This is a genomic window from Roseivivax sediminis, assembly GCF_900112685.1.
Classification (GTDB): domain Bacteria; phylum Pseudomonadota; class Alphaproteobacteria; order Rhodobacterales; family Rhodobacteraceae; genus Roseivivax; species Roseivivax sediminis.
This window is the reverse complement of record NZ_FOMS01000003.1, coordinates 1-20,154: the sequence shown is the minus strand read 5'-3', so window position 1 is coordinate 20,154 and position 20,154 is coordinate 1. Positions and strand designations below refer to the sequence as shown.

The following is a 20,154-nucleotide window of genomic DNA, read 5'->3' as shown; positions in this document are numbered from 1 at the left end:
CGCCAGCCAATGTCCGACAGCCACGCATCCTCGACTTCGAGAACAGCACCGAAGATGGACCGGACATGATCAGTTTCAAACCCTGCGCCCTCATCACGGCGCTCTGCGCCGCCGCGACCGCCACGCCCATCCTTGCCCAGGAAGAGCTCGGCCCGCGCCTGTCGATCGAGCTAAACGCGGCGGAAACCGACGGCGCTGCCTGCAAGATGTCATTCGTGGTCGTCAACGGCCATGACAGCGACATCTCCAAGGCGGTCTTCGAGACTGTGTTGTTCGATGCCGAGGGCCAGGTCGACCGGCTGACGCTGTTCGACTTCGGCGCGCTGCCCACCGGCCGCCCGCGCGTGCGCCAGTTCGTGATCTCGGGCACGCCCTGCGACGGGCTCGGCCGGGTGCTGTTCAACGGTGCCGACACCTGCGAGGCCGAGGCGCTCGATCCCGCCGCCTGCGCGACCGACCTGCGGCTCGAGAGCCGCACCGGCATCGAGGTGATCGGATGACGCAGCTCACCGAGGCAATCCAGCGGATCGCCGATCTCGGCGGTCCGGTCGTCCTTCTTCTGATCGCGGTGTCGGTGCTGACACTGGCGGTCGTGCTCTACAAGCTGTGGCAGTTCAGCCGCGCCGGCGTCGGCCGGCACAAGGCGCTGTCGGATGCCGTCGCCGCCTGGGACCGCGGCGACCGGGCCGGGGCCCGCGCCGCGCTGGATCGCTCCAAGAGTTACCTTGCCCCCGTCGTCGACATGGCACTGAGCGCCGGGCCCGAGGCCGCGACGCGCCTCGAGAACGAGGCCGAGACCCGCTTTGCCCGGCTCGAACGCGGGCTGCGCTTTCTCGACTCGGTGGCGCAGCTGGCGCCGCTCCTCGGCCTCTTCGGCACCGTCCTGGGCATGATCGAGGCGTTCCAGGCGCTGCAGGAGGCCGGCTCGCAGGTCGATCCGTCGATCCTTGCCGGCGGCATCTGGGTCGCGCTCATGACCACCGCAGTCGGTCTCGTCGTCGCCATGCCGACGGCGCTCGCGCTCAGCTGGTTCGAGGCGCGCATGGATGCCGAACGCGTCACCGCGGGCCGCGCCATACACACCATCCTCGCACCGCGGGGCAGTGCTGCGGATCGCGCCTCCGATCACGGGCTCGCGCCGGCCCATGCGTAAGACACGGACCCGGCGGCGTCTGTCGATGACGTCGCTGATCGACGTCATCTTCCTGCTGCTGCTGTTCTTCATGCTGACCTCAACCTTCTCCAAGTTCTCCGAGGTCGAGCTGACCGCGGCGGCGCGCGGGTCGGCCGCGGACAACGACAGCCCGCCGCTGTTCCTCCAGCTCGGGGCGGACGATGTGCGCCTGAACGGCGAGGCCGTGGCACTGGACGCCCTGCCCGGCACCCTCGGCGCGGAGACTGCCGAGACCCCGCGGGTACTGCTCGTCGCCTTGCGCGACGGCGTGACGGCGCAGCGGCTGACCGACCTTCTGGTGGCGCTCCGCGGGATCGAGGGTCTGTCACCGACCGTGATGGGGGCGTCATGAGAGCCAGACCGAAGCGCGCGGCGCGCGAGCCCACGATCGCGCTCATCAACATCGTGTTCCTGATGCTCGTGTTCTTCATGGTCGCCGGCACGCTGGCCGCGCCGCTAGACGGGGAGCTGAACCTCGTGGAGACGCGTGAGCTCGAAGGACGCGCACCGCCCGACGCGCTGGTGGTCCATCCCGACGGCCGGCTCAGCTATCGCGGTGACGACGTGGCCTCCGCCGCCGCCTACCTCGACATGACCGACGCCGAGACGATGCCGGGCGACGACGGGCCGAGCCTGCGCATCGTGCCCGACCGCGATCTGGACGCCTCCGACCTCGTCCGCATCGCCGGAGAGCTGCGCGCGGCGGGCGCGGCCCGCGTGCTCGTGGTGACCGAACGGGGGCTGGAATGAAACGCAGCGTGATCTCTTCGAAGGCGGCCAAGGTGACGGCACTGGTGGCCGCGGGCGCCGTGCATGCCGGCCTCGCCTGGGCGCTCTACGCCGAGGAACGGGCCGAGATCGACAGCGCACAAGGCGGCCAGTCGGCCCGCACCGGCAGCTTCGCCGATCTCGTCGAAGGCACGATGGAGGCCGAGGAAACGGAAGAGACGGCCGATCCCGCGCCGCCGGAGCCGGTGGAGCAGGACACCCCGCCCGACGAGACCGCGCAGAGCGAACCGGAGCCGGCCGAACCGGCGGAAGCGGAGCCGACCGAAACCGCAGAGGCAGAGCAGGCCCCCGAGGCAGAACGATCGGTCACCGATCGCAGCACGCCCGACGACGTGGCCCCGGCCGAGCCGGACACCGCGCCCGCGCCCGAGGCCATGGCCGCCCTGCTGCCTCAGCGGGCCGACGGCACGATTACGGTGACGCCGGAGGAAGCCACCCCGGTGGAACCCGAACCGCTGGAAGCGCCGGTGCCCGAGGCGGAGGCCCCCGACACCGACACCCCGGAGACCGCGCAGCCGGTGGAACCGGAGCCGCTCACGCCCGTCACGCCGGAGGCCCCCGCCCCCGCCGAGGCGGCAGAGGCTGCGCCGGAGACCGTCGAGTCGGGCGATCCCGACAGTGCGGCCCCGACCCGGTCCCTGCGCCCGTCCCGCCGCAGCGCGGAGTTCGAGGAACGCCACCGTCCGCCGCCGCCGCCAGAGCCCGAACCGCAGCGGGCAGAGCGGCAGCCGCAGCGCCAGCAACAGCAGCAGGCGGCGCCGGAACGTCAGACGCAGCGCGGCAATGCCTCGCAGAATTCCCGGTCCGGGTCCGCCACCGGCCAGAGCCAGGCGCAGTCGCGCCAGCAGGGCACGCGGCAGGGCACCGCGCAGCAATCGGGCAATGCGGCGGCCAGTAACTATCCCGGGAAAGTCATGGCAAAGATCAACCGGGTCGGACGCCCGCGCATGAACCGGCGCGGCCGCACGCGGGTCAGCTTCACCATCGCCGGCTCGGGTGGTCTCGCGGCGCTCGGTGTCGCGGCGAGTTCCGGTGCCGGCGCGCTCGATCGGACGGCGGTGCAGATCATCCGCCGCGCCGCACCGTTCCCCCCGCCGCCGCCGGGCGCGAACCGCAGCTATTCGATCTGGATCGAGTTTCGTTGATCGACCACGGGGGCGGCCCGGCGCCATGGCGCCGGGCCGCACCGCTTGCGCTCCCGTGAATATCGGGCTGACAGCCCCCGCGCCCGGAAGCGTGCAGGACGAACATCCGTCCCAAAGCGCTCGCGGCGAGCCGCAGCCGCTGGCGGATTGGTCGCGGGTATCGGGGCTCCAAAACGATGGAGGCAGACCGGCCCCGGCCAGGCTGCGAAGGCCTGTCGGAGCGGTGACGAAGCGGCCTGCCCCTGCCCGGCGGCCCGGACCGGCTCAGCCGGCCACCGGCGCCGGGCTCTCGACGAGCTCGGCAAGCGTCCGAAAGGCCGCCTCGGCGGCACCAGGATCGTTGCCTTCGCACAGCAGCCAAAGGTGTTTGCCAAGCGCGACCTGGTCGCCGCGCATGGCCGCCCTCAGCGCGTTCATGTAGCTGCGTTCGTTGCCCGAGAGGTAAAGCGAGCATTCCCGGCAGGTCGGGCAGTTGAACCGGAACGGCGAAGGCCGGATGCGCCGGATCGACTGGATCGCGTTCAGCGTGGCCAGAGCGAGGTGCGGACCGTCCTCGGGACCGCGCACGCGCAGCGCATGACCGAAGGCGGAAATCCACCCCTGTTTGCCCGGCTCGCAGAAGGCGTGGAAAAAGTGGCGTGCGACCCGCAGCGCATCCTGTTCCGGCCGCGAATAACCAAGCGACGAAAGCGGCGTGCCGCGCTCGCTGTAATGCAGATGTGACATGCCGGTCTCCCCTTCAGGCGGTCAGTGTTCCGGGGCTCGGGGGTCCTGGCGGGGAACATTTCCGAGTATTTTTATAAACTTTTGTGCGTGACACAAGGGGCGTTCTCGGATCTGTCAGGGAAAGACCTCTGGACCCTCTGCGCCACGTACCTTATCGGAAAAGTCGGGAATTGTCCGAACCGTCAAGGAGCCCCATATGCGCCTAATCGCCCTTGCCCTGAGCGCCGCGATCGCCGCCGCGCCCGCCTGGTCCGAGACTACCCGGATCGAGACCGCGACCGGTACGGCCGAAGTGCCGGCCAATCCGGCCAGCACGGTCGTCTTCGACATGGCCGCGCTCGACACGCTGGACGCGCTCGAGGTGCCGGGGCTGGCCTCCATCGGGAACACGTATCTCGACTATCTGTCGGACTATGAGGGCGAGGCCGGGACGCTCTTCGAGCCCGATTTCGAGGCGCTGAACGCCATGCAGCCCGATCTCGTCATCCTCGGCGGACGCTCTGCGGAACAGGTGGAGCCTGTGTCCCGGCTCGCGCCCGCGATCGACATGACGATCTGGGGCGAGGATATCCTCGGCCAGGCGCGTGACCGCATCACCTCATACGGTGCGCTCTATGACCGCGCGGACGCCGCCGAGGCGCTCCTTGCCCAGATCGACGACGCGATAGCCAACGTCCAGGCCGCGGCCGAAGGCCAGGGCGACGCGCTGATCGTGCTGACGAACGGGCCGAAGGTCTCGGCCTACGGCGCAGGCTCGCGGTTCGGCTGGCTCCATGCGGCCAGCGGCCTGCCCGAGGCGGCGGAGGGGCTCGATGCCTCGACCCACGGCGAAGCGGTGTCCTTCGAGTTCATCCGCGAGGTGAACCCCGACTGGCTGATCGTCATCGACCGCGGCGCCGCCATCGGCGCCGAGAGCCAGAGCGCCAGGTCCACGCTCGACAACCCGCTCGTGCGCGAGACCGCCGCCTGGCAGAACGACCGGATCGTCTATCTCGACGCCGCGCGCGTCTACATTGCAGGCGGCGGCGCGCAGGCGACGCTCGACACGCTCGGCATACTGGAGGATGCGCTGGCGGGCGGCAAATCTTGACGTCCACGCCCGCGGCACTTTGCGGGCTTCTGGCCCTGTCGCTCGTCAGCCTCGCTGTCGGGGTCGGCACGCTGTCGGCGGATGCCGAGGGGCTGTGGCTGGTCGCGATCAGCCGGGCGCCGCGCACCGCCGCGGCGCTGCTGACCGGCGCGGGGCTCGCGGTGGCGGGTGTCATCATGCAGATGCTCGCCCGCAACCGCTTCGTCGAGCCGGCGACCGCCGGCACCGGTCAGGCGGCGGGGCTCGGCCTCGTCGCGATCACCTTGCTCGCCCCGGCGGCGGCGCTCTGGCTGAAGATGGCCGGGGCGACGGCTGCGGCGCTGATCGGGACCGCGGGATTCCTGGCGCTCGTCCGCCGCCTGCCGCCCGAGGCGCCGCTCCTGGTGCCGCTGACCGGCATCGTCTACGGCGGCATCCTCGGCGCGGCGACCACATTTCTCGCCTTCGAGCGCGACCTGATGCAGTACATCGACATCTGGATGAACGGCGAATTTTCCGGTGTCATGCTCGGCCGTTACGAATTTCTCTGGATCTCCGGCGCGCTCACCGCCCTTGCCTTCGCCTATGCGCGGCGCTTCACCATCGCCGGGATGGGCGAAGAGGCGAGCACCGGGCTCGGCCTCGATTACCGGCGCATCATGGCGCTCGGCCTTGCCATCGTGTCTATCGTGACGGCTGTGACGGTGGTGACGGTGGGGCTCGTGCCCTTCGTCGGGCTCGTCGTGCCCAACATCGTCAGCCGGATGCGCGGCGACAACCTCGCCGCGACGCTGCCGCTCGTGGCGCTGTCGGGCGCCGGGCTGGTGCTGGCCTGCGACATCCTCGGCCGCGTGCTGCGCTACCCGTTCGAGGTGCCGGTGGGCACGATCCTCGGCGTTCTGGGCGCGGCGGTCTTCCTGTGGCTTCTGCATGCGCGGCCCGCCCGTGGCTAAGCCGCTCGTCCTTGCCGGCCTAGCCTGCGCGCTCGCCTGCGGCCTGTTCCTGACGCTGGGCGCGCGGGGCGACTGGGGGTTCGTCCTCGCCTTCCGGGGGCAGAAACTGGCCGCGCTGCTGGTGGTCGCGACCTCCGTCGCGTGGTCGACGATCGTGTTCCAGACGGTGACCGGTAACCGCATCCTCACCCCGTCGATCATGGGGTTCGACGCACTCTACCTTCTGATCCAGACGGCTCTCGTCTTCACCCTGGGCGGCGTCGGCTTCGCTGCGCTCGGCCAGCGCCTGCAATTCGGGATCGAGACGGCGCTGATGCTCGGCGCCGCGCTGGCGCTGTTCGCCGCGCTCCTGCGGCGCAGCGACGACCTGGGGCGGCTGGTGCTGACCGGGATCGTCTTCGGCATCCTCTTCCGCAGCCTGTCGAGCCTGCTCAACCGGCTCATCGACCCGTCGGAATTCGCCGTGGTCCAGGCGGCGAGCTTCGCCCGGTTCAATGCCGTGAACACGGACCTTCTGTGGATCGCCGCGGCGACGACGACAGTCTGCGTCGCGCTCCTTGCGCGGCGCAGCGCCCGGCTCGACGTGATCGCGCTGGGGCGCGAGACGGCCATCGGCCTCGGCGTCGACCATGATCGCGAGGCGCGGCGCGCGATGGCGCTCGTCGCCGTGCTTGTGTCGGTCTCGACGGCGCTCGTGGGACCCGTGGTGTTCTTCGGCCTGCTCGTCTCCGCCCTCGCCCACGCGGCGGCCGGAACGTGGCGCCACGCGGTGCTCTTGCCGCTGGCGGCGCTGATCTCGGCCACGGTCCTCGTCGGCAGCCAGACGATCTTCGAGCGCGTGCTGGCGCTGGAGACCTCTGTCGCCGTTGTGATCGAGGGTCTGGGCGGCCTCGTCTTCCTCGCCCTCGTCCTGAAGGGAGCCGCCAGATGATCGAGACCCAATCCCTCTGCGTCAGCCTTGGCGGCGCGCAAGTCGTCCACGACATCGACCTGACCGTGGAGCGCGGCCGGCTCACTGCCCTTGTCGGTCCGAACGGCGCCGGCAAGTCGACGCTCCTCGCCGCGCTCGGCCGACTCGTGCCGCCCGCGGCGGGGGCGATCCGGGTCGACGGCACGGAGATCGGGCGCATCCCCTCGCCCGACCTTGCGCGGCGGCTCGCTATCCTGCGGCAGAACGCCGTGATCGCCCCGCGACTGAGCGTCGCCGACCTCGTCGGGTTCGGCCGCTACCCGCATTCCGGCGGCCGGCTGACCGCGCAGGACCACGATATCGTGCGCGACTGCCTTGCGGACCTCGACCTGACCGACCTTGCTGGGCGCTACCTCGACACCGTCTCCGGCGGGCAGCGACAGCGGGCGCTGATCGCGATGACGCTTGCGCAGACACCGGATGCACTGTTGCTGGACGAGCCGCTCAACAACCTCGACCTGTCGCACGTCCGGCGGGTGATGGCCGTGGCGCGGGCACGGGCCGAAACCGGCGCGGCTGTGGCCGTGGTGTTGCACGACCTGACCGTCGCCGCGCGTCACGCGGACCACATCGTCGCGCTCAAATCGGGTCGCGTCTTCGCCAGCGGCCCGCCCGAAGAAGTCGTCACCCCGGAGATCCTCAGCGCGCTCTACGACACGCCGCTCGAGGTGCACGACATCGCGGGCAAGCGCGTCGTCCTGACGGTCTGACCCGCGCCGAACCGGCCCCGTCATGGCCCGGCAACAGTGTAACTTTGATGGACAGGCTCGCTGGAGTTCTGCTCCCCTCTTCTCTCAGATCCCACGAGAGGAAGAGTGGTAGCGGAGGAGGGACTTGAACCCCCGACACAAGGATTATGATTCCTCTGCTCTAACCAACTGAGCTACTCCGCCAAGAGCGTGGCGCTGAGTATGGCAGGCTCTCGAAGGGGTCAAGCCGAAATTTCATCGCCCAGAACCGGCCGGGCCGATCACCTTCGGATGCCCTTCCGACGCACGCAACCCGCACCGTTTCGGCTGTCCGACGACGACTTTTCGTCGCCCTTTGCGTCCCCGGCCTGCGCTGTGTCAGTCTGGCCGTGGGAGGTAGCCATGCATATTCGACCCGCCATTATCGCGTTCATTGTCGGCGCACTATGCGGGCCGGCAATCGCCCAATCCGCCAAGACCTACGCCGACGGCAGCGACGGCACCGTCACCTTGCCGATGGGCGATCTGTCGTTCGCCGATTCCGCACTGCGCTACGAGATGGGCAATCCCGCCCCGATCGAGCCGTCGCGCGACCCCCGCGCGGCGATCGGGCCGCCGGACTGGGAAAGCCTCGACACGCCGGAGCGCGAGCTCACGCTCGGCTGCGGCGGCTCCGTGGTGCTCCGGTTCGAGGACAACGCGCTCATCGATATCGAGGGCACGGACCTTTACGTCTTCGAGGTCGGGCCGGATGTCGAACCGACGTTCCTGGCGATCTCCGCCGATGGGGAGACCTGGACCGACATCGGCGACATCTCGGGCGGGCGGGCCGATGTCGACATCGCGCCGTACGTCGCGCAGGGCGCCAGTTTCAGCCATGTCCGGCTGACCGACGACGGAGAAGAGTGCAGCGGCCGGTGGCCGGGCGCCGATATCGACGCCGTCGCGGCCATCGGCACCGCCGAACGATTCGTACTGTCGGGCGAGGTGTTGTTCGAGTTCGACAGCGCGTCCCTGCGGGACAGCGCCCGCGAAGCACTCAATGCCACGGCGGAGGCCATCGGCATCCGCGCGCTGTCCGAGGTCCGGGTGGTCGGGCACACGGATTCGCGCGGTGCGGACGACTACAATCGCCAGCTGTCGCTCGACCGCGCGCAGGCGGTGCGCGACTGGCTGTCCACGCGGCCCGAACTACAGGACGTGACGCTCACCACCTCGGGCGCCGGAGAATCGCAGCCGACGGCCGGCAACGACACAGAGGCGGGGCGCCGCCAGAACCGCCGGGTCGAGCTGATCGCCGTGCCGACCCGCTGAAGTCGGCAACGGGCGGCATGGCGGCATGGCGGCACGCCGGCCCCGCCTCCACGCGTCTCGGCATTACCTCACGATCACCTCGTCCCTGACGAACATGTTCGACCAGGCACGGTCGATGAGTTCGGGCGTCATCTTGTAGGGCAAGCCCTCGAAGTCGCACACCGCGAGCATCTGGTCGATCAGGAACACCGGCTGGTAGTTCGCATAGACGTTGTCGATCTGCGGGTATTTCGACTTCAGCAGATGCACGAGGCTCTTCTCGCAGAGCTGCATCTTCTTCTTGCGCGCCACCAGCGCGAAGATCTTCAGGAAGTTCTCCTGATCCGGGCCGTCGATCTTGATCTTGAAGAAGATCCGCCGCAGCGCCGCCTGGTCGAAGATCTCGTTGGGGTGGAAATTGGTGGAGAAGATCACCAGCGTGTCGAAGGGCACCTCGAACTTCTCGCCCGATTGGAGGGCGAGGATGTCCTTGGACTCCTCCAGCGGCACGATCCAGCGGTTCACCAGCTTCTGCGGCGGCTCGGCCTGGCGGCCGAGGTCGTCGACGATGAAGATGCCGCCCGTGGACTTCAGTTGCAGCGGCGCCTGGTAGGTCCGCGCGGTCGGGTTGTAGACAAGATCGAGCATGTCGAGCGACAATTCGCCCCCGGTGATCACCGTCGGGCGCTGGCACAGCACGTAGCGCGTGTCGAAGCGGATGCGGCGGCGCAGCTGCGTGGAATCCTCCTGCTGCTCCTCTGCGGCGGTATGCACGATCGGGTCGTAGACGGTGATGACCTGGCCGGCATATTCCAGCGCGCGCGGCACGTAGATCTTGTCGCCCATCGCGTCGCGGATACCGCCGGAGATCGACGACTTGCCGTTGCCGGGGGGCCCGTACATCAGGATCGACCGGCCGGCGCTGACCGCCGGGCCGAGATCGCCTAGGAGCGTGGGCGGCAGGATCAGGTGGCCCATCGCCTCGGTCAGCTGGTCGCGGGTGATCTGGAGATTTCGGATCGACTGCCGCTCCACCTGTTCGCGGTAGACTGCCAGCGGTACCGGCATCGCGCCGTAATATTCCGACTGCGACAGCGCGTCGCCGGCGCGGGCCCGGCCGCTCTCGGTCAGCTGGTAGCCCATCTCGCCGCCGGCGCCGGCGCTCATCGTACCCATCGCCTCCAGCAGGAGCTGCGATCGGGCGAGGTCGACAAGCTCCTGCGCGATCGGCACGGGCAGGCAGATCGCGGTGGCCAGTTCGCTCACCGTGCCGGTGTTCTTGCGGAACATCGTCTTGAGCACGATGTCCCGCATCATCACCAGCGGCAGTTGCATCTCGTCCAGCCGTTTCGGCGGCGGCGGGGCGAGGACGTTGGTCTGCATGTTCATGGGCGGGCAGGGTCCTTCGTGGTCTGGCGCGGGGCGTTCGGCGCAGACAACCGCGGCTTTGTGGCACGAGCGCGGCCCGGCCTTGAAAAAATGCGGTCAGGCCGAAGGCGCACGGGCGGTTGATTCCGGGCCGGCAAGAGCCATGATGCCCGCCTGAGATACACAAATCGGGAGACGACGATGAAGACGCAACTGACGGCGGGCCTGGCGCTCGCGCTCGTGGCGGGCGGTGCCGCGGCGCAGGAGACCTGCGAGGAAGTGACCTTCGCCGATGTCGGCTGGACCGACATCACCGCGACCACGGCCGCGACGAGCCTCGTGCTCGAGGCGCTCGGCTACGACACCGAGACGCGCGTGCTGTCCGTGCCGGTGACCTATACCGCGATGGCCGACGGAGACGTGGACGTGTTCCTCGGCAACTGGATGCCGACGATGGAGAACGACATCGCGCCCTACCGCGAGGACGGCAGCGTGGTGACGGTGCGCACCAACCTCGAAGGCGCGAAGTACACGCTCGCAACCAACGCGGCCGGTGCCGAGCTCGGCATCGACAGCTTCGAGGCGATCGCGGAACATGGAGACGCGCTCGACCAGACAATCTACGGCATCGAGCCGGGCAACGACGGCAACCGCCTGATCCTGTCGATGATCGAGGAGGACGCCTTCGGTCTCGGCGACTTCGACATCCGCGAAAGCTCCGAACAGGGGATGCTGGCACAGGTGGGCCGCGCCTCCGACCGCGACGAGCCCATCGTGTTCCTCGGCTGGGAGCCGCACCCGATGAACGCCAATTTCGACCTCACCTACCTCGAGGGCGGCGACGACTATTTCGGCCCGAATCTCGGCGGCGCGACGGTGCACACCAACACCCGCGCCGGGTTCGCCGAGGACTGCCCGAACGTGCAGGCGCTGCTGGAGAACCTGGCCTTCACGCTCGAGATGGAAAACGAGATAATGGGTGCGATCCTGGACGACGGCGCCGATCCGGAGGACGCCGCGCGCGAGTGGCTGTCGGCGAACGTCGGCATCGTCGAGGACTGGCTCGACGGCGTAACGACGGCCGACGGTGGCGACGCCGCCGAGGCGGTGATGGGCGCGCTGGAATAACGCGTGGTCGCGGTCCGGTGCCGCATGGCACCGGGCCGCACCCAAAAGGCGCTGGCAGGCGGTTGCGCGTTTTGCGCTTCGCCCAAACGCCAGGTCGGGCTAGACTGCGCGCACGTTTTTCAGAAGCCTAGGAATTTCCGATGCATCCAATTCTTGCCTTTCCGAGAGCGGGCGCCGTAACGGCGCTTTCTGTCGCCCTTTTCGCGGCACCGGCCGTGGCCCAGCCCCTCGACGTGCCCTTCTCGACCTATTGCCCGCCGGACAGTCAGGCCGCCTGTTTCGGTGCCGCCACCGTGATGGGGCTCGACCCGAACGGCGACGGCTTCCTTGCGGTGCGGACGGGGCCCGGATCGAATTACCCGATGATCGGCAGGATCCACAACGGCGACCGGGTGGGGACCTATGCTTCGAGCGGTCCGTGGTTCGGGATCAGCTTCGGGCCGGACAACCGGCTCGGCTGGGCCCACGGCAACTGGCTCGGCAACCGCATCCCCTGACTCGCCGGTTCACGCCTGCGCGACCGCCCGATAGATGTGAACCCGTGCTGGCATCCGCAGACCCTCAGGTCCGAGATACCTCGCCCACGTCTCGCGCAGACTGCCGAGTATGGCGCGAAGGTCATCCTGCGTGCCGTCATACTCGCGCATCACGCCGGGTATCGGGCCGATTTCCGGCAGCATCCGTTCCATCGCCGGCCACCCGTCGGGCTGGTGTAGCATGAGGTCGATCGTCTCGACCTCCCGCTCGGAAAAGCCCGCCGCCGAGAGGATGCCGAACACCCGGTCCGCATCGCGGAAGGCGAGCGGGCCCGGCGCGTCGGGATCGGCGGGGGGCGTCCGGCCGAGACGCGCCTCCGCCGCCGCCTTGGGATCGCGGAACCAGGGATTGGCCTCGGCCGACGCCCAGCAGGCCATCGCGAGCCGCCCGCCGGGCGCCAGCGCGCCGCCGATGTTGGCGAAGGCCGCGACCGGATCGTCGAAGAACATCACCCCGAATCGCGAGATCGCGGCATCGTAGCGGGCGCCGCCGAAGTCGAAGACCTGCCCGTCGCCGTGCAGTACCTCCATGTTGGCCGGTGCCCGCTCGCGGGCCAGCGCCAGCAGAAGGTCCGAGAGGTCGAGTCCCGTGACCCGGCCCCCGGAGCCGACCGCCTCGGCCGCACGGCGGGACAGCGCGCCCGAGCCGCAACCGATGTCTAGCACGCGCTCGCCCGGCTGTAGCCCGGCGCGGGACAGAACCGCGTCCGACACCTCTTCCATCTGCCGGTCGAGGTCGGCGTCGCGGCGCACCCAGCGCTTTCCCATGTCGCCGCCCCATGCGTCTGCCTGCGCGGCGTTGGGCGCGGTCATTGACCGACCTTGTCCTGGGTCTTGGTCTCGAAATCCCCGGCATCATGGCGTTCGTGCAGCTGCGTTTCGGGCTCGCCGAAGGTGCGGTTGACCATGCGGCCGCGCTGCACCGCCGGGCGCTCTGCGATCTCTTTCGCCCAACGTTGGACGTGCTCGTAGCTCTCCACTTGCAGGAACGTGCCGGCGTCGTAGAGCCGCCCGAGCGCGAGCTGCCCGTACCACGCCCAGTTCGCCATGTCGGCGATGGTGTAGTCGTCGCCGGTGAGGTAGCGCCGTTCCGCCAGGTTGCGGTTCAGCACGTCGAGCTGGCGCTTCACCTCCATCGCGAAGCGGTTGATCGGGTATTCCATCGGCTCTGGCGCATAGGCGTAGAAATGCCCGAAGCCACCGCCGAGATAGGGCGCGGAGCCCATCTGCCAGAACAGCCAGGACAGCATCTCGGGCCGCTTCTCGGGCACGCCGAGGAAAGCGCGGAAGGTCTCCGCCAGGTGCAGCAGGATCGCGCCGGATTCAAAGACGCGCACCGGCACGCCTCCCGTCCGGTCGACCAGCGCGGGGATCTTGGAATTGGGGTTCACCTTGACGAAGCCCGAGCCGAACTGGTCGCCGTCTTGGATGCGGATCAGCCAGGCGTCGTATTCGGCGCCCGTGTGCCCGGCGGCGAGCAGCTCCTCGAAGAGCACCGTCACCTTCACGCCGTTGGGCGTGGCGAGGGAATAGAGCTGGTAGGGATGCTGGCCGGTCGGCAGGTCCTTGTCGTGCGTCGGCCCGGCGATGGGCCGGTTGAGGCTGGCCCACTTGCCGCCGCTCTCGGCGTCCCAGGTCCAGACTTCGGGGGGCGTATAGCTCATGACGAGGGCTCCGGTTCGGTTGCGTTCGGGCCGAACCTAGCGGCTGGCGCAGCGAGTGCCAGTGGCGAGCGCGCAGGAGGGCCGTGCGGCCACGCGCAGCGCCTGATCAGATCACCCCGATCTCGGCCAGCGCGCCGGCAAGCTCCGGCGGGAGCGTATCGTCGGTTTCGCGTCCAGGGCGAAGATCGCCCGGCGCATCGTCTTCGGCAAGGTATCGCCAGCCCTGGAACGGGCGGCGCGGGGCGGGCGCGACGCGCACGATCTCGGGCTCGAGCACGATGGCGCAGCGGCGGATGCCGTCGCCGCCCGTCACCTCGTCGAGGCGCAGGATCCGCTGACGGCACTGGATCAGGCCCTTGATCACCCAGTAGATCGACCCGCCTGCCAGCACTTCGGCCTCGCGCTTGGGCCACATCCGGGTGACGTGCCGCGGATAGCCGTCCGGCCCCTGCGCGCGCGCCGAGGCCTGCCAGCGCTGAAGCTGCTCCACCGCCTCGGTGCCCGCGCTCAGCTTTATCAGGTGCACGACCTTTGACATGGAATCTCCACTCACCACGCTTTATATTGTATCCTTTCATACCGGCACTTCAAACCCTAGTGGACGCCGCGCCGCACAAGGAACCGCCCGCCATGACCCGTTTCGCCGCCCCCATCGCCGAACAGATCTGGGACATGAAGTACCGCCTTAAAGAGGCGGACGGCACACCCGTCGACGGCTCCGCGGAGGACACCTGGCGCCGCATCGCCCGCGCCCTGGCGAAGCGGGAGGCCGACCCGGCCGCCTGGGAGGATCGCTTCTACCGCGCGCTGGAGGACTTCAAGTTCCTGCCCGCGGGCCGCATCGTCGCCGGCGCGGGCACCGACCGGTCGGTGACGCTCTTCAACTGCTTCGTGATGGGCACGATCCCCGACACGATGGCCGGCATCTTCGACATGCTGAAAGAGGCCGCGCTGACAATGCAGCAGGGTGGCGGGATCGGCTACGACTTCTCAACCATCCGGCCCAGGGGCGCGGCGGTCGCAGGCGTTGCGGCCGACGCCTCCGGCCCGCTGTCCTTCATGGACGTCTGGGATTCGATGTGCCGCACGATCATGTCCGCCGGATCGCGCCGCGGGGCGATGATGGCGACGATGCGCTGCGATCATCCCGACATCGAGGATTTCATCGGCGCCAAGGCCGACAGCGCGCGCCTGCGCATGTTCAACCTCTCGGTGCTCGTCACCGACGCCTTCATGGAAGCCGTGAAGTCGGACGCGCCCTGGGATCTGACCTTTGGCGGCAAGGTCTACCGCACCCTGCCCGCGCGCGAGTTGTGGAACCGCATCATGCGCGCCACCTACGACTACGCCGAGCCGGGCGTGATCTTCATCGACCGCATCAACCAGGCCAACAACCTGCATTATTGCGAGACGATCAGCGCCACCAATCCCTGCGGAGAGCAGCCCCTGCCCCCTTACGGCGCCTGCCTTCTGGGCTCTGTCAACCTCGCCCGGCTGGTGACGGAGCCGTTCACCGAGGGCGCCGCCCTCGACGACACGGCGCTCGACGAGCTGGTGCGCACCGCGATCCGCATGATGGACAACGTCGTCGACGCCTCGCGCTTCCCGCTCGAGGCGCAGGCCCGCGAGGCCGAAGCCAAGCGCCGCATCGGCCTCGGCGTCACCGGCCTGGCCGACGCGCTTCTGATGGTCGGCCTGCGCTACGGCAGCCCCGAGGCCGCCGCGCAGACCGAGGAGTGGCTGAAACGCATCGCCCGCGCCGCCTATCTCGCCAGCGCCGAGCTGGCACGGGAAAAGGGCCCCTTCCCTCTTTTCGACGCCGAGGGCTACCTCGCCTCGGAGACCGTGCGGGCAATGGACGAGGATGTGCAGGCGGCGATCCGCAGCCACGGCATCCGCAACGCTCTGCTGACCTCGATCGCGCCGACCGGGACGATTTCCCTCTACGCCGGCAACGTGTCGTCGGGGATCGAACCCGTGTTCGCCTATGCCTACACGCGCAAGGTGCTGCAGAACGACGGCACCCGCACCGAGGAAGAGGTCGTCGACTACGCCGTCCAGCTCTGGCGCGAGACGCATGGCGACGCGGATCTGCCCGACCATTTCGTGAACGCGCAGACGCTGGCGCCCGAGGACCATGTGCGCATGCAGGCGGCGGCGCAGAAATGGATCGACTCGTCGATCTCCAAGACCATCAACGTGCCCGAGGACATCTCGTTCGAGGCGTTCAAGGACGTCTACCTGCAAGCCTACGAGTCGGGCTGCAAGGGCTGCACGACCTACCGGCCCAACGAGGTGACGGGATCTGTACTGACCGCGTCGGAGGATCGGGCAGAGACTCCGGTGCTGGTAAAGGAGGCCGAGGGCGGCGCGGAGATCGTCTACATGTCCGAACCGCTCGACCGGCCGCAGACGCTCGAAGGCAACACCTACAAGCTCAAGTGGCCCGACAGCGAGCATGCGATCTACCTCACGATCAACGACATCGTCGTCGGGGGCCGGCGCCGGCCCTTCGAGGTCTTCATCAATTCCAAGAACATGGAGCATTTCGCATGGACGGTGGCGCTGACGCGGATGATCTCCGCGGTGTTCCGGCGCGGCGGCGACGTGAGCTTCGTGGTCGAGGAGCTGAAAGCCGTCTTCGACCCGCGCGGCGGCGCGTGGGTGAAGGGCAAGTACATTCCCTCGATCCTTGCCGCGATTGGCGGCGTGATCGAGCAGCATCTCGTCGCTACCGGCTTCCTTGAGGCCGAGGGCATGGGTCTCAAGACCGACCCCCAGGCGGAGACCGCCCGCACTGCCGCTCCGCGCCGGAAAGCCTGCCCGGCCTGCGGCCAGTACGAGCTGCGCATGGTCGAGGGCTGCCTGACCTGCGCCGCCTGCGGCCATTCGAAGTGCTCAGGGTGATTGGGGGCGCTGCACACTCAGCAAACCAAAAGAGTGCGAGTTCTGACCAAAAGCGTGCGAATTGGCTGTCAATACTGTAGGTGTGCGAACCTTCAGTGGTCGTGGGGCTGTCCGCTGTGCATTGATGCGCGGATTTCGCGGACACGTTGCTCCGACGGCCACCTGCAGATCAGCTTCTCCTCTAGGTCTTCCCACAGGAAGACTGGCCCATAATCCCTCCCATCCCCCGTGAAGCGGCGGACCTCGGCGGCGCCGAGCCGTGAGAGTGTTGATTGCCAGGTGTCGCCGAGGACCAGGGCCAGCCCCCGCAACGTGATGAAGCGGTAGTCGAACGCGGCATGATCCTGTGCGGATATGTAACGTTGTCTCGCCTTGCGCTTTGGATTTTGCGCGATGGTAGACGGCATCTGCTCGTCCAGGATGAGCCGTCGTGCTTCCGGCGGCTTCAGCCCGACCGCCTTGGCGAACGCTTCGATCGTCATTCCAGGAGCCTCGTCCCGGGAGATGTGTCGCTCTACTTCGTCCCGGTCCACGAGGATGGACCCGTAGCCGTTTGCCTGCGAATAACTACCGATCCGCTTGAGCTCTCCGGCTTGAATTAGGCGGACCACCTCCCCTGGCCGGATCCAAAGCGACTTGCAGACCTGAGGAATTGATGACCATCCGTGCATCGCAACATGGATCGGTCGGGCGCCTTTGAGCAAATCATCAATAAATCTCGTCCCCTCCTTTAGGCTCCAGAGGGGCTTGGCATCGTCGGGATCGAGCTTGGGCTGCAGGAAACCATCCTCGCGCAGGAGGTCCAACTGCGGACGTGGGATATGCAGTGCATCGCGAAGTTCTTTAGCCGAGACCAGATCGTCTAGATCTGAGAGAAACGACTGAGCGTCGTACGCATCGAACAGCTCCCATGCGTCTGTCAGCCCTTCACCTGAAGGCCGGACAAATCCGCGCTCCGCGAGGAGCTTCCGTAGTCTCCGGCGGTCAAGTGCTGTCTCACGGGACGCGGTGAGTACGGAGTGAAGCCGACGCTCCAGTACAGGCTCGCCCATGAGCTCGTCGCCGGGGCCCAGAGGCCATGCTTTTCGAAGTCGCCTTGCGAGGATCTCTCTGAACTGATCATAGCTGGGCGAGGTCAGGTCATGGGCCAGGCGGTCATATATATCGCCGTACACGCCCTTGGGACGCGCCTGAGGGGCCTCGGCGCGTTTCTCGAGCTCGAACAAGAGCTGCTCGATCGCCTCTTCACCATGCAGTGCGACCTCGTAGCCCTGTGCGGGAACAATCCATTTCGTGGTCTCTTCGAGCCGGATTGTGGTCTGTCCGTTCAGTTTCATCACCGCGCGGCCGAGCAGGTCGCAGAAGACGCATGCGGCGTGCAGATCGAAATTGTCGAGCCAATTTTCACCACGGCCGTTGCGAAGGCGGTTGTACAAGTACGTGTCGAAGTAACTGGGTTCGCGGGGCGAACGATCGAATTCGCCAGCGAAGATTCGATCGCGCAGCTCGGGCAGGTGAAGGGATGTGTCGTAGCGTCTGGAGGGCGTACGTTCGGACCAAATAGCTACCAGCGGCAAGCCGTGGTCATGGCAAATGTACGAATATCTCGGCATCCATTGGGCCCTCAAGGCGCCCATATGGCGACCGCTCTCAATGTCTTGGCGAAGGCATGCCGGACAGGCCTTGATGGAAGTCGCCTTGATCGACTTGGCGTGGAAAATCTCGCCGCGAAACTCATGCTCGCGATCACCGAGATGCTTCGGGGTCCATCCGAGGATCTCCTCGGGTTCGACCCCTGCACGTGCGGCCAATCGAATGATCGCGTCTGCGTGTCCGGCGACGACCTCACTGAACTTGATGCCGAGGTCTTCCGCGAAGATAGCGGCCGGAAGGCCGTTATGGTGGGCAAGCCGCGACAAGAACGAGAATGCGGGCTCTTGGTCCACGCGCTGGACGGAGAGCGGCAAGGTGTTCAAGGTCGCAGGTGTTCCTCCATTTAGCGAACAGCTATACGTCTCGCTGGGTCGGAGCAAGCAAAGGATACTTGAGACCAGTTGCTGGCGCGCGTCCACCATGAACCGCGCCCACGTGCCCGCCAGCCAACCGATGTTGTCTGATGCTCATAATAATGATGTTGGGAACACTGTCTGGCCCGGTCAACTCGAAGAAGCAGCCAGGTAAAGCGACCTGGGCTCCGCGATGCCAGGCTGAAGTGGCAACTCAGCGCGAATGCGCCCATTGCAAAGCCAGAGCGCCACCTGCACGTCCCACGATTTCGCACTCGCTCGCGTCCACTCCCAGCCCTTCTGCGACATCGGTTGCTGCCGCGGCGTGACCTCGACTCTCGGCGCGAAGGCGGAGAGCTGACATTTGCCGCGCACGGCGCCGACGAGCGTTTCGCGGGAAAAAAACTGCCTCCGATATCCCAGAGGTGAGTGACTGAAAGCGGCTCATAGCTTACACAGACTCTCGTTACACCGGGTAGAACTTGGACATTTGCTTCGGTCGCGGAAAATGGCTAATTCGAAACTCAATAGAGAGTTGCCGGTAATAAAGGTATTCGGCGCCACAGCGGACCTTCAGTACCTAACGCGCGTAGCCGCCTAATCTCTGCCCGCGCTCAGGACAAAATTTTGCACATGGTAGACAGCCCGTTATGAATAACAGCCTTTCAAAAATCGGCCATTGGACCACCGATAAGCTCATCAAGATCGCGGAAGCGCTGCGCCTAAAATCTGCTTCGCCTGTCGGTCCAGAGAAATTCGTTGATCTCGCCCCAACCGACGAGGCCGACCAAGGCGGGGTGTATTCGGCTGCATTGAAGTTCGCGACCGACAGTCCGGACGTATCGAACATCGCACTCACCGGGCCTTATGGCTCTGGCAAGAGCAGCATCATCCGCTCATTTCTCAGGTCCTATCCTCGCCAAGCCCTGCACATATCTCTCGCCGCCTTCTTGCCAGAAGCAGAAGATGAGCGGCGCACGGTGACCAAACAGGAGGTTGAACGGAGCATCCTCCAGCAACTGCTCTATGGCGCAGACGCAAACAAGCTGCCGCTCTCGCGTTTCAAGCGTATCCAATCGCCTAGTTTTTGGTCGATTTTTCGCTCATTCTACATTCTAATCGGACTGCTCGCTCTCTGGTATATGTTCAATAATCGCGCAGCGATTTTTGACGGGTCATATTTTAAGCCCTTCGATATCACGAGCTGGATCGATATCTCCGTAGCCGTTTTCGTGCTGATCTTTCTCTGGTCCGTAATCCATCACTTCTACGTGGCCAGTTTCGGTGTGTCGCTCAAAAGCATTTCGTTGAAGGACATCGAGATACGACCCTCTTCGGACGACCAGGACTCGATCCTTAACCGTCACCTGGACGAGATAGTCTACTTTTTCCAGTCGACGCGTTACGATCTCGTTGGCGGTGTCCGCATAGCGTGTTGGTGCGCCTTCATTTTGCCGGAAACGGCCAATATTGCACCTCCAAGCCTACTGGAGGACCCCCATGCACAAGACCGCCTTCGCAGACCTCGTCTCAAGGCTTCGGCTCCTGACGCCGCAGCAGCTGGCGCAGCTGGGCACAGCCGTGACAGACTCCCAGCGAAGGGTCGAGGCCGTGCTCGCTCTCGATGCCCGTTGCGGGGAGGAAGCTGGCCGGGGCTGTCCGCGCTGCGCCTCGTCGAAGCGGTGCCGGTGGGGGCATACCCGAACCGGCGCGCAGCGCTGGCGGTGCGATGATTGC

Annotated in this window: 20 protein-coding genes, 1 tRNA gene and 1 pseudogene; 15 read left to right on the top strand and 7 right to left on the bottom strand. The window is 67.0% G+C overall.

Going from position 1 to position 20,154, the window contains the following annotated elements:
* The first annotated feature begins 65 nt into the window (after nt 1–65).
* Genes F3H57_RS05740 through F3H57_RS05720 form a run of 5 tightly spaced genes read left to right on the top strand, consistent with a single transcriptional unit; the run spans nt 66 to nt 3,108 of the window.
* Entirely contained in the window at nt 66–500 is a 435-nt protein-coding gene (locus F3H57_RS05740; RefSeq protein ID WP_149754947.1) for a hypothetical protein, read from the top strand.
* Nucleotides 497–1,153 (top strand): MotA/TolQ/ExbB proton channel family protein, encoded by a 657-nt coding sequence (locus F3H57_RS05735; RefSeq protein WP_149754946.1) that lies wholly within the window; start codon nt 497–499, stop codon nt 1,151–1,153. Before F3H57_RS05740 ends, F3H57_RS05735 begins: the two co-directional genes overlap by 4 nt.
* Nucleotides 1,146–1,526, top strand: coding sequence for an ExbD/TolR family protein (locus F3H57_RS05730; RefSeq protein WP_149754945.1), 381 nt, complete (start codon nt 1,146–1,148; stop codon nt 1,524–1,526). Before F3H57_RS05735 ends, F3H57_RS05730 begins: the two co-directional genes overlap by 8 nt.
* The gene (locus F3H57_RS05725) at nt 1,523–1,924 is read left to right on the top strand and encodes an ExbD/TolR family protein (RefSeq protein WP_149754944.1); all 402 of its coding nucleotides are present in this window, start codon (nt 1,523–1,525) and stop codon (nt 1,922–1,924) included. Before F3H57_RS05730 ends, F3H57_RS05725 begins: the two co-directional genes overlap by 4 nt.
* Entirely contained in the window at nt 1,921–3,108 is a 1,188-nt protein-coding gene (locus F3H57_RS05720; RefSeq protein ID WP_149754943.1) for a TonB family protein, read from the top strand. Before F3H57_RS05725 ends, F3H57_RS05720 begins: the two co-directional genes overlap by 4 nt.
* Nucleotides 3,109–3,372: 264 nt before the next feature.
* On the opposite strand, the gene F3H57_RS05715 is transcribed toward F3H57_RS05720, so the two are convergent.
* Entirely contained in the window at nt 3,373–3,834 is a 462-nt protein-coding gene (locus F3H57_RS05715; RefSeq protein ID WP_149754942.1) for a hypothetical protein, read from the bottom strand.
* 196 nt (nt 3,835–4,030) lie between these two features.
* Here F3H57_RS05715 and F3H57_RS05710 point away from each other — a divergent pair, with 196 nt between their 5' ends.
* The 4 genes from F3H57_RS05710 to F3H57_RS05695 are packed head-to-tail and all read left to right on the top strand — an operon-like array spanning nt 4,031 to nt 7,536.
* Nucleotides 4,031–4,924: a siderophore ABC transporter substrate-binding protein gene (locus F3H57_RS05710; protein ID WP_149754941.1), complete on the top strand. Its 894-nt coding sequence runs from the start codon at nt 4,031–4,033 to the stop codon at nt 4,922–4,924.
* On the top strand, nt 4,921–5,856 hold the full coding sequence (locus F3H57_RS05705) for an ABC transporter permease (protein WP_149754940.1): 936 nt from the start codon (nt 4,921–4,923) through the stop codon (nt 5,854–5,856). The genes F3H57_RS05710 and F3H57_RS05705 overlap by 4 nt, the downstream gene beginning before the upstream one ends.
* Nucleotides 5,849–6,787: an iron chelate uptake ABC transporter family permease subunit gene (locus F3H57_RS05700; RefSeq protein WP_223162978.1), complete on the top strand. Its 939-nt coding sequence runs from the start codon at nt 5,849–5,851 to the stop codon at nt 6,785–6,787. The genes F3H57_RS05705 and F3H57_RS05700 overlap by 8 nt, the downstream gene beginning before the upstream one ends.
* Entirely contained in the window at nt 6,784–7,536 is a 753-nt protein-coding gene (locus tag F3H57_RS05695; RefSeq protein WP_149754938.1) for an iron ABC transporter ATP-binding protein, read from the top strand. The genes F3H57_RS05700 and F3H57_RS05695 overlap by 4 nt, the downstream gene beginning before the upstream one ends.
* Before the next feature lie 106 nt (nt 7,537–7,642).
* Here the strand turns inward: F3H57_RS05695 and F3H57_RS05690 are convergent.
* Nucleotides 7,643–7,719, bottom strand: a tRNA-Met gene (locus F3H57_RS05690).
* Between the two features lie 198 nt (nt 7,720–7,917).
* Between F3H57_RS05690 and F3H57_RS05685 the strand changes: the two genes are divergently transcribed.
* Nucleotides 7,918–8,829 carry an OmpA family protein gene (locus F3H57_RS05685; RefSeq protein WP_149754937.1) on the top strand — a complete coding sequence of 304 codons (912 nt, stop codon included), beginning with the start codon at nt 7,918–7,920 and terminating at the stop codon, nt 8,827–8,829.
* 63 nt (nt 8,830–8,892) lie between these two features.
* On the opposite strand, the gene F3H57_RS05680 is transcribed toward F3H57_RS05685, so the two are convergent.
* Nucleotides 8,893–10,197, bottom strand: a complete 1,305-nt coding sequence (locus F3H57_RS05680) for a P-loop NTPase family protein (protein ID WP_149754936.1) — start codon at nt 10,195–10,197, stop codon at nt 8,893–8,895.
* A 180-nt stretch (nt 10,198–10,377) separates the two neighbouring features.
* Here F3H57_RS05680 and choX point away from each other — a divergent pair, with 180 nt between their 5' ends.
* Both choX and F3H57_RS05670 read left to right on the top strand, forming a co-directional pair.
* Nucleotides 10,378–11,304 (top strand): choline ABC transporter substrate-binding protein, encoded by a 927-nt coding sequence (gene choX / locus F3H57_RS05675; RefSeq protein WP_149754935.1) that lies wholly within the window; start codon nt 10,378–10,380, stop codon nt 11,302–11,304.
* 215 nt (nt 11,305–11,519) lie between these two features.
* Nucleotides 11,520–11,801, top strand: coding sequence for an SH3 domain-containing protein (locus F3H57_RS05670; protein ID WP_188129610.1), 282 nt, complete (start codon nt 11,520–11,522; stop codon nt 11,799–11,801).
* Between the two features lie 9 nt (nt 11,802–11,810).
* Here F3H57_RS05670 and F3H57_RS05665 read toward each other — a convergent pair whose 3' ends face one another.
* From F3H57_RS05665 to F3H57_RS05655, 3 genes are all read right to left on the bottom strand, one after another.
* Nucleotides 11,811–12,653: a class I SAM-dependent methyltransferase gene (locus F3H57_RS05665; RefSeq protein WP_149754933.1), complete on the bottom strand. Its 843-nt coding sequence runs from the start codon at nt 12,651–12,653 to the stop codon at nt 11,811–11,813.
* Complete coding sequence (yghU, locus tag F3H57_RS05660) at nt 12,650–13,504, bottom strand: glutathione-dependent disulfide-bond oxidoreductase (protein WP_149754932.1); 855 nt, start codon at nt 13,502–13,504, stop codon at nt 12,650–12,652. The genes F3H57_RS05665 and yghU overlap by 4 nt, the downstream gene beginning before the upstream one ends.
* Before the next feature lie 106 nt (nt 13,505–13,610).
* The gene (locus F3H57_RS05655; protein WP_149754931.1) at nt 13,611–14,042 is read right to left on the bottom strand and encodes a DUF1489 family protein; all 432 of its coding nucleotides are present in this window, start codon (nt 14,040–14,042) and stop codon (nt 13,611–13,613) included.
* A 92-nt stretch (nt 14,043–14,134) separates the two neighbouring features.
* Here F3H57_RS05655 and F3H57_RS05650 point away from each other — a divergent pair, with 92 nt between their 5' ends.
* The gene (locus F3H57_RS05650) at nt 14,135–16,411 is read left to right on the top strand and encodes an adenosylcobalamin-dependent ribonucleoside-diphosphate reductase (protein WP_149754930.1); all 2,277 of its coding nucleotides are present in this window, start codon (nt 14,135–14,137) and stop codon (nt 16,409–16,411) included.
* 92 nt (nt 16,412–16,503) lie between these two features.
* Here F3H57_RS05650 and F3H57_RS05645 read toward each other — a convergent pair whose 3' ends face one another.
* Entirely contained in the window at nt 16,504–18,387 is a 1,884-nt protein-coding gene (locus F3H57_RS05645) for a TniQ family protein (protein ID WP_188129609.1), read from the bottom strand.
* A gap of 680 nt (nt 18,388–19,067) precedes the next feature.
* Between F3H57_RS05645 and F3H57_RS22095 the strand changes: the two are divergent.
* Nucleotides 19,068–19,832: pseudogene (locus F3H57_RS22095) on the top strand (YobI family P-loop NTPase); the annotation flags it as partial.
* 85 nt (nt 19,833–19,917) lie between these two features.
* Nucleotides 19,918–20,154: IS1/IS1595 family N-terminal zinc-binding domain-containing protein (locus tag F3H57_RS23040; RefSeq protein ID WP_449421241.1), on the top strand; the 237-nt coding region annotated here is incomplete at its 3' end.

Bases quoted from the DNA above. Each gene is read 5' to 3' on its own strand.
- F3H57_RS05740 (WP_149754947.1), top strand. From the start codon at position 66: ATGATCAGTTTCAAACCCTGCGCCCTCATCACGGCGCTCTGCGCCGCC.
- F3H57_RS05735 (WP_149754946.1), top strand. From the start codon at position 497: ATGACGCAGCTCACCGAGGCAATCCAGCGGATCGCCGATCTCGGCGGT.
- F3H57_RS05730 (WP_149754945.1), top strand. From the start codon at position 1,146: ATGCGTAAGACACGGACCCGGCGGCGTCTGTCGATGACGTCGCTGATC.
- F3H57_RS05725 (WP_149754944.1), top strand. From the start codon at position 1,523: ATGAGAGCCAGACCGAAGCGCGCGGCGCGCGAGCCCACGATCGCGCTC.
- F3H57_RS05720 (WP_149754943.1), top strand. From the start codon at position 1,921: ATGAAACGCAGCGTGATCTCTTCGAAGGCGGCCAAGGTGACGGCACTG.
- F3H57_RS05715 (WP_149754942.1), bottom strand. From the start codon at position 3,834: ATGTCACATCTGCATTACAGCGAGCGCGGCACGCCGCTTTCGTCGCTT.
- F3H57_RS05710 (WP_149754941.1), top strand. From the start codon at position 4,031: ATGCGCCTAATCGCCCTTGCCCTGAGCGCCGCGATCGCCGCCGCGCCC.
- F3H57_RS05695 (WP_149754938.1), top strand. From the start codon at position 6,784: ATGATCGAGACCCAATCCCTCTGCGTCAGCCTTGGCGGCGCGCAAGTC.
- F3H57_RS05685 (WP_149754937.1), top strand. From the start codon at position 7,918: ATGCATATTCGACCCGCCATTATCGCGTTCATTGTCGGCGCACTATGC.
- F3H57_RS05680 (WP_149754936.1), bottom strand. From the start codon at position 10,197: ATGAACATGCAGACCAACGTCCTCGCCCCGCCGCCGCCGAAACGGCTG.
- choX (WP_149754935.1), top strand. From the start codon at position 10,378: ATGAAGACGCAACTGACGGCGGGCCTGGCGCTCGCGCTCGTGGCGGGC.
- F3H57_RS05665 (WP_149754933.1), bottom strand. From the start codon at position 12,653: ATGACCGCGCCCAACGCCGCGCAGGCAGACGCATGGGGCGGCGACATG.
- yghU (WP_149754932.1), bottom strand. From the start codon at position 13,504: ATGAGCTATACGCCCCCCGAAGTCTGGACCTGGGACGCCGAGAGCGGC.
- F3H57_RS05655 (WP_149754931.1), bottom strand. From the start codon at position 14,042: ATGTCAAAGGTCGTGCACCTGATAAAGCTGAGCGCGGGCACCGAGGCG.
- F3H57_RS05650 (WP_149754930.1), top strand. From the start codon at position 14,135: ATGACCCGTTTCGCCGCCCCCATCGCCGAACAGATCTGGGACATGAAG.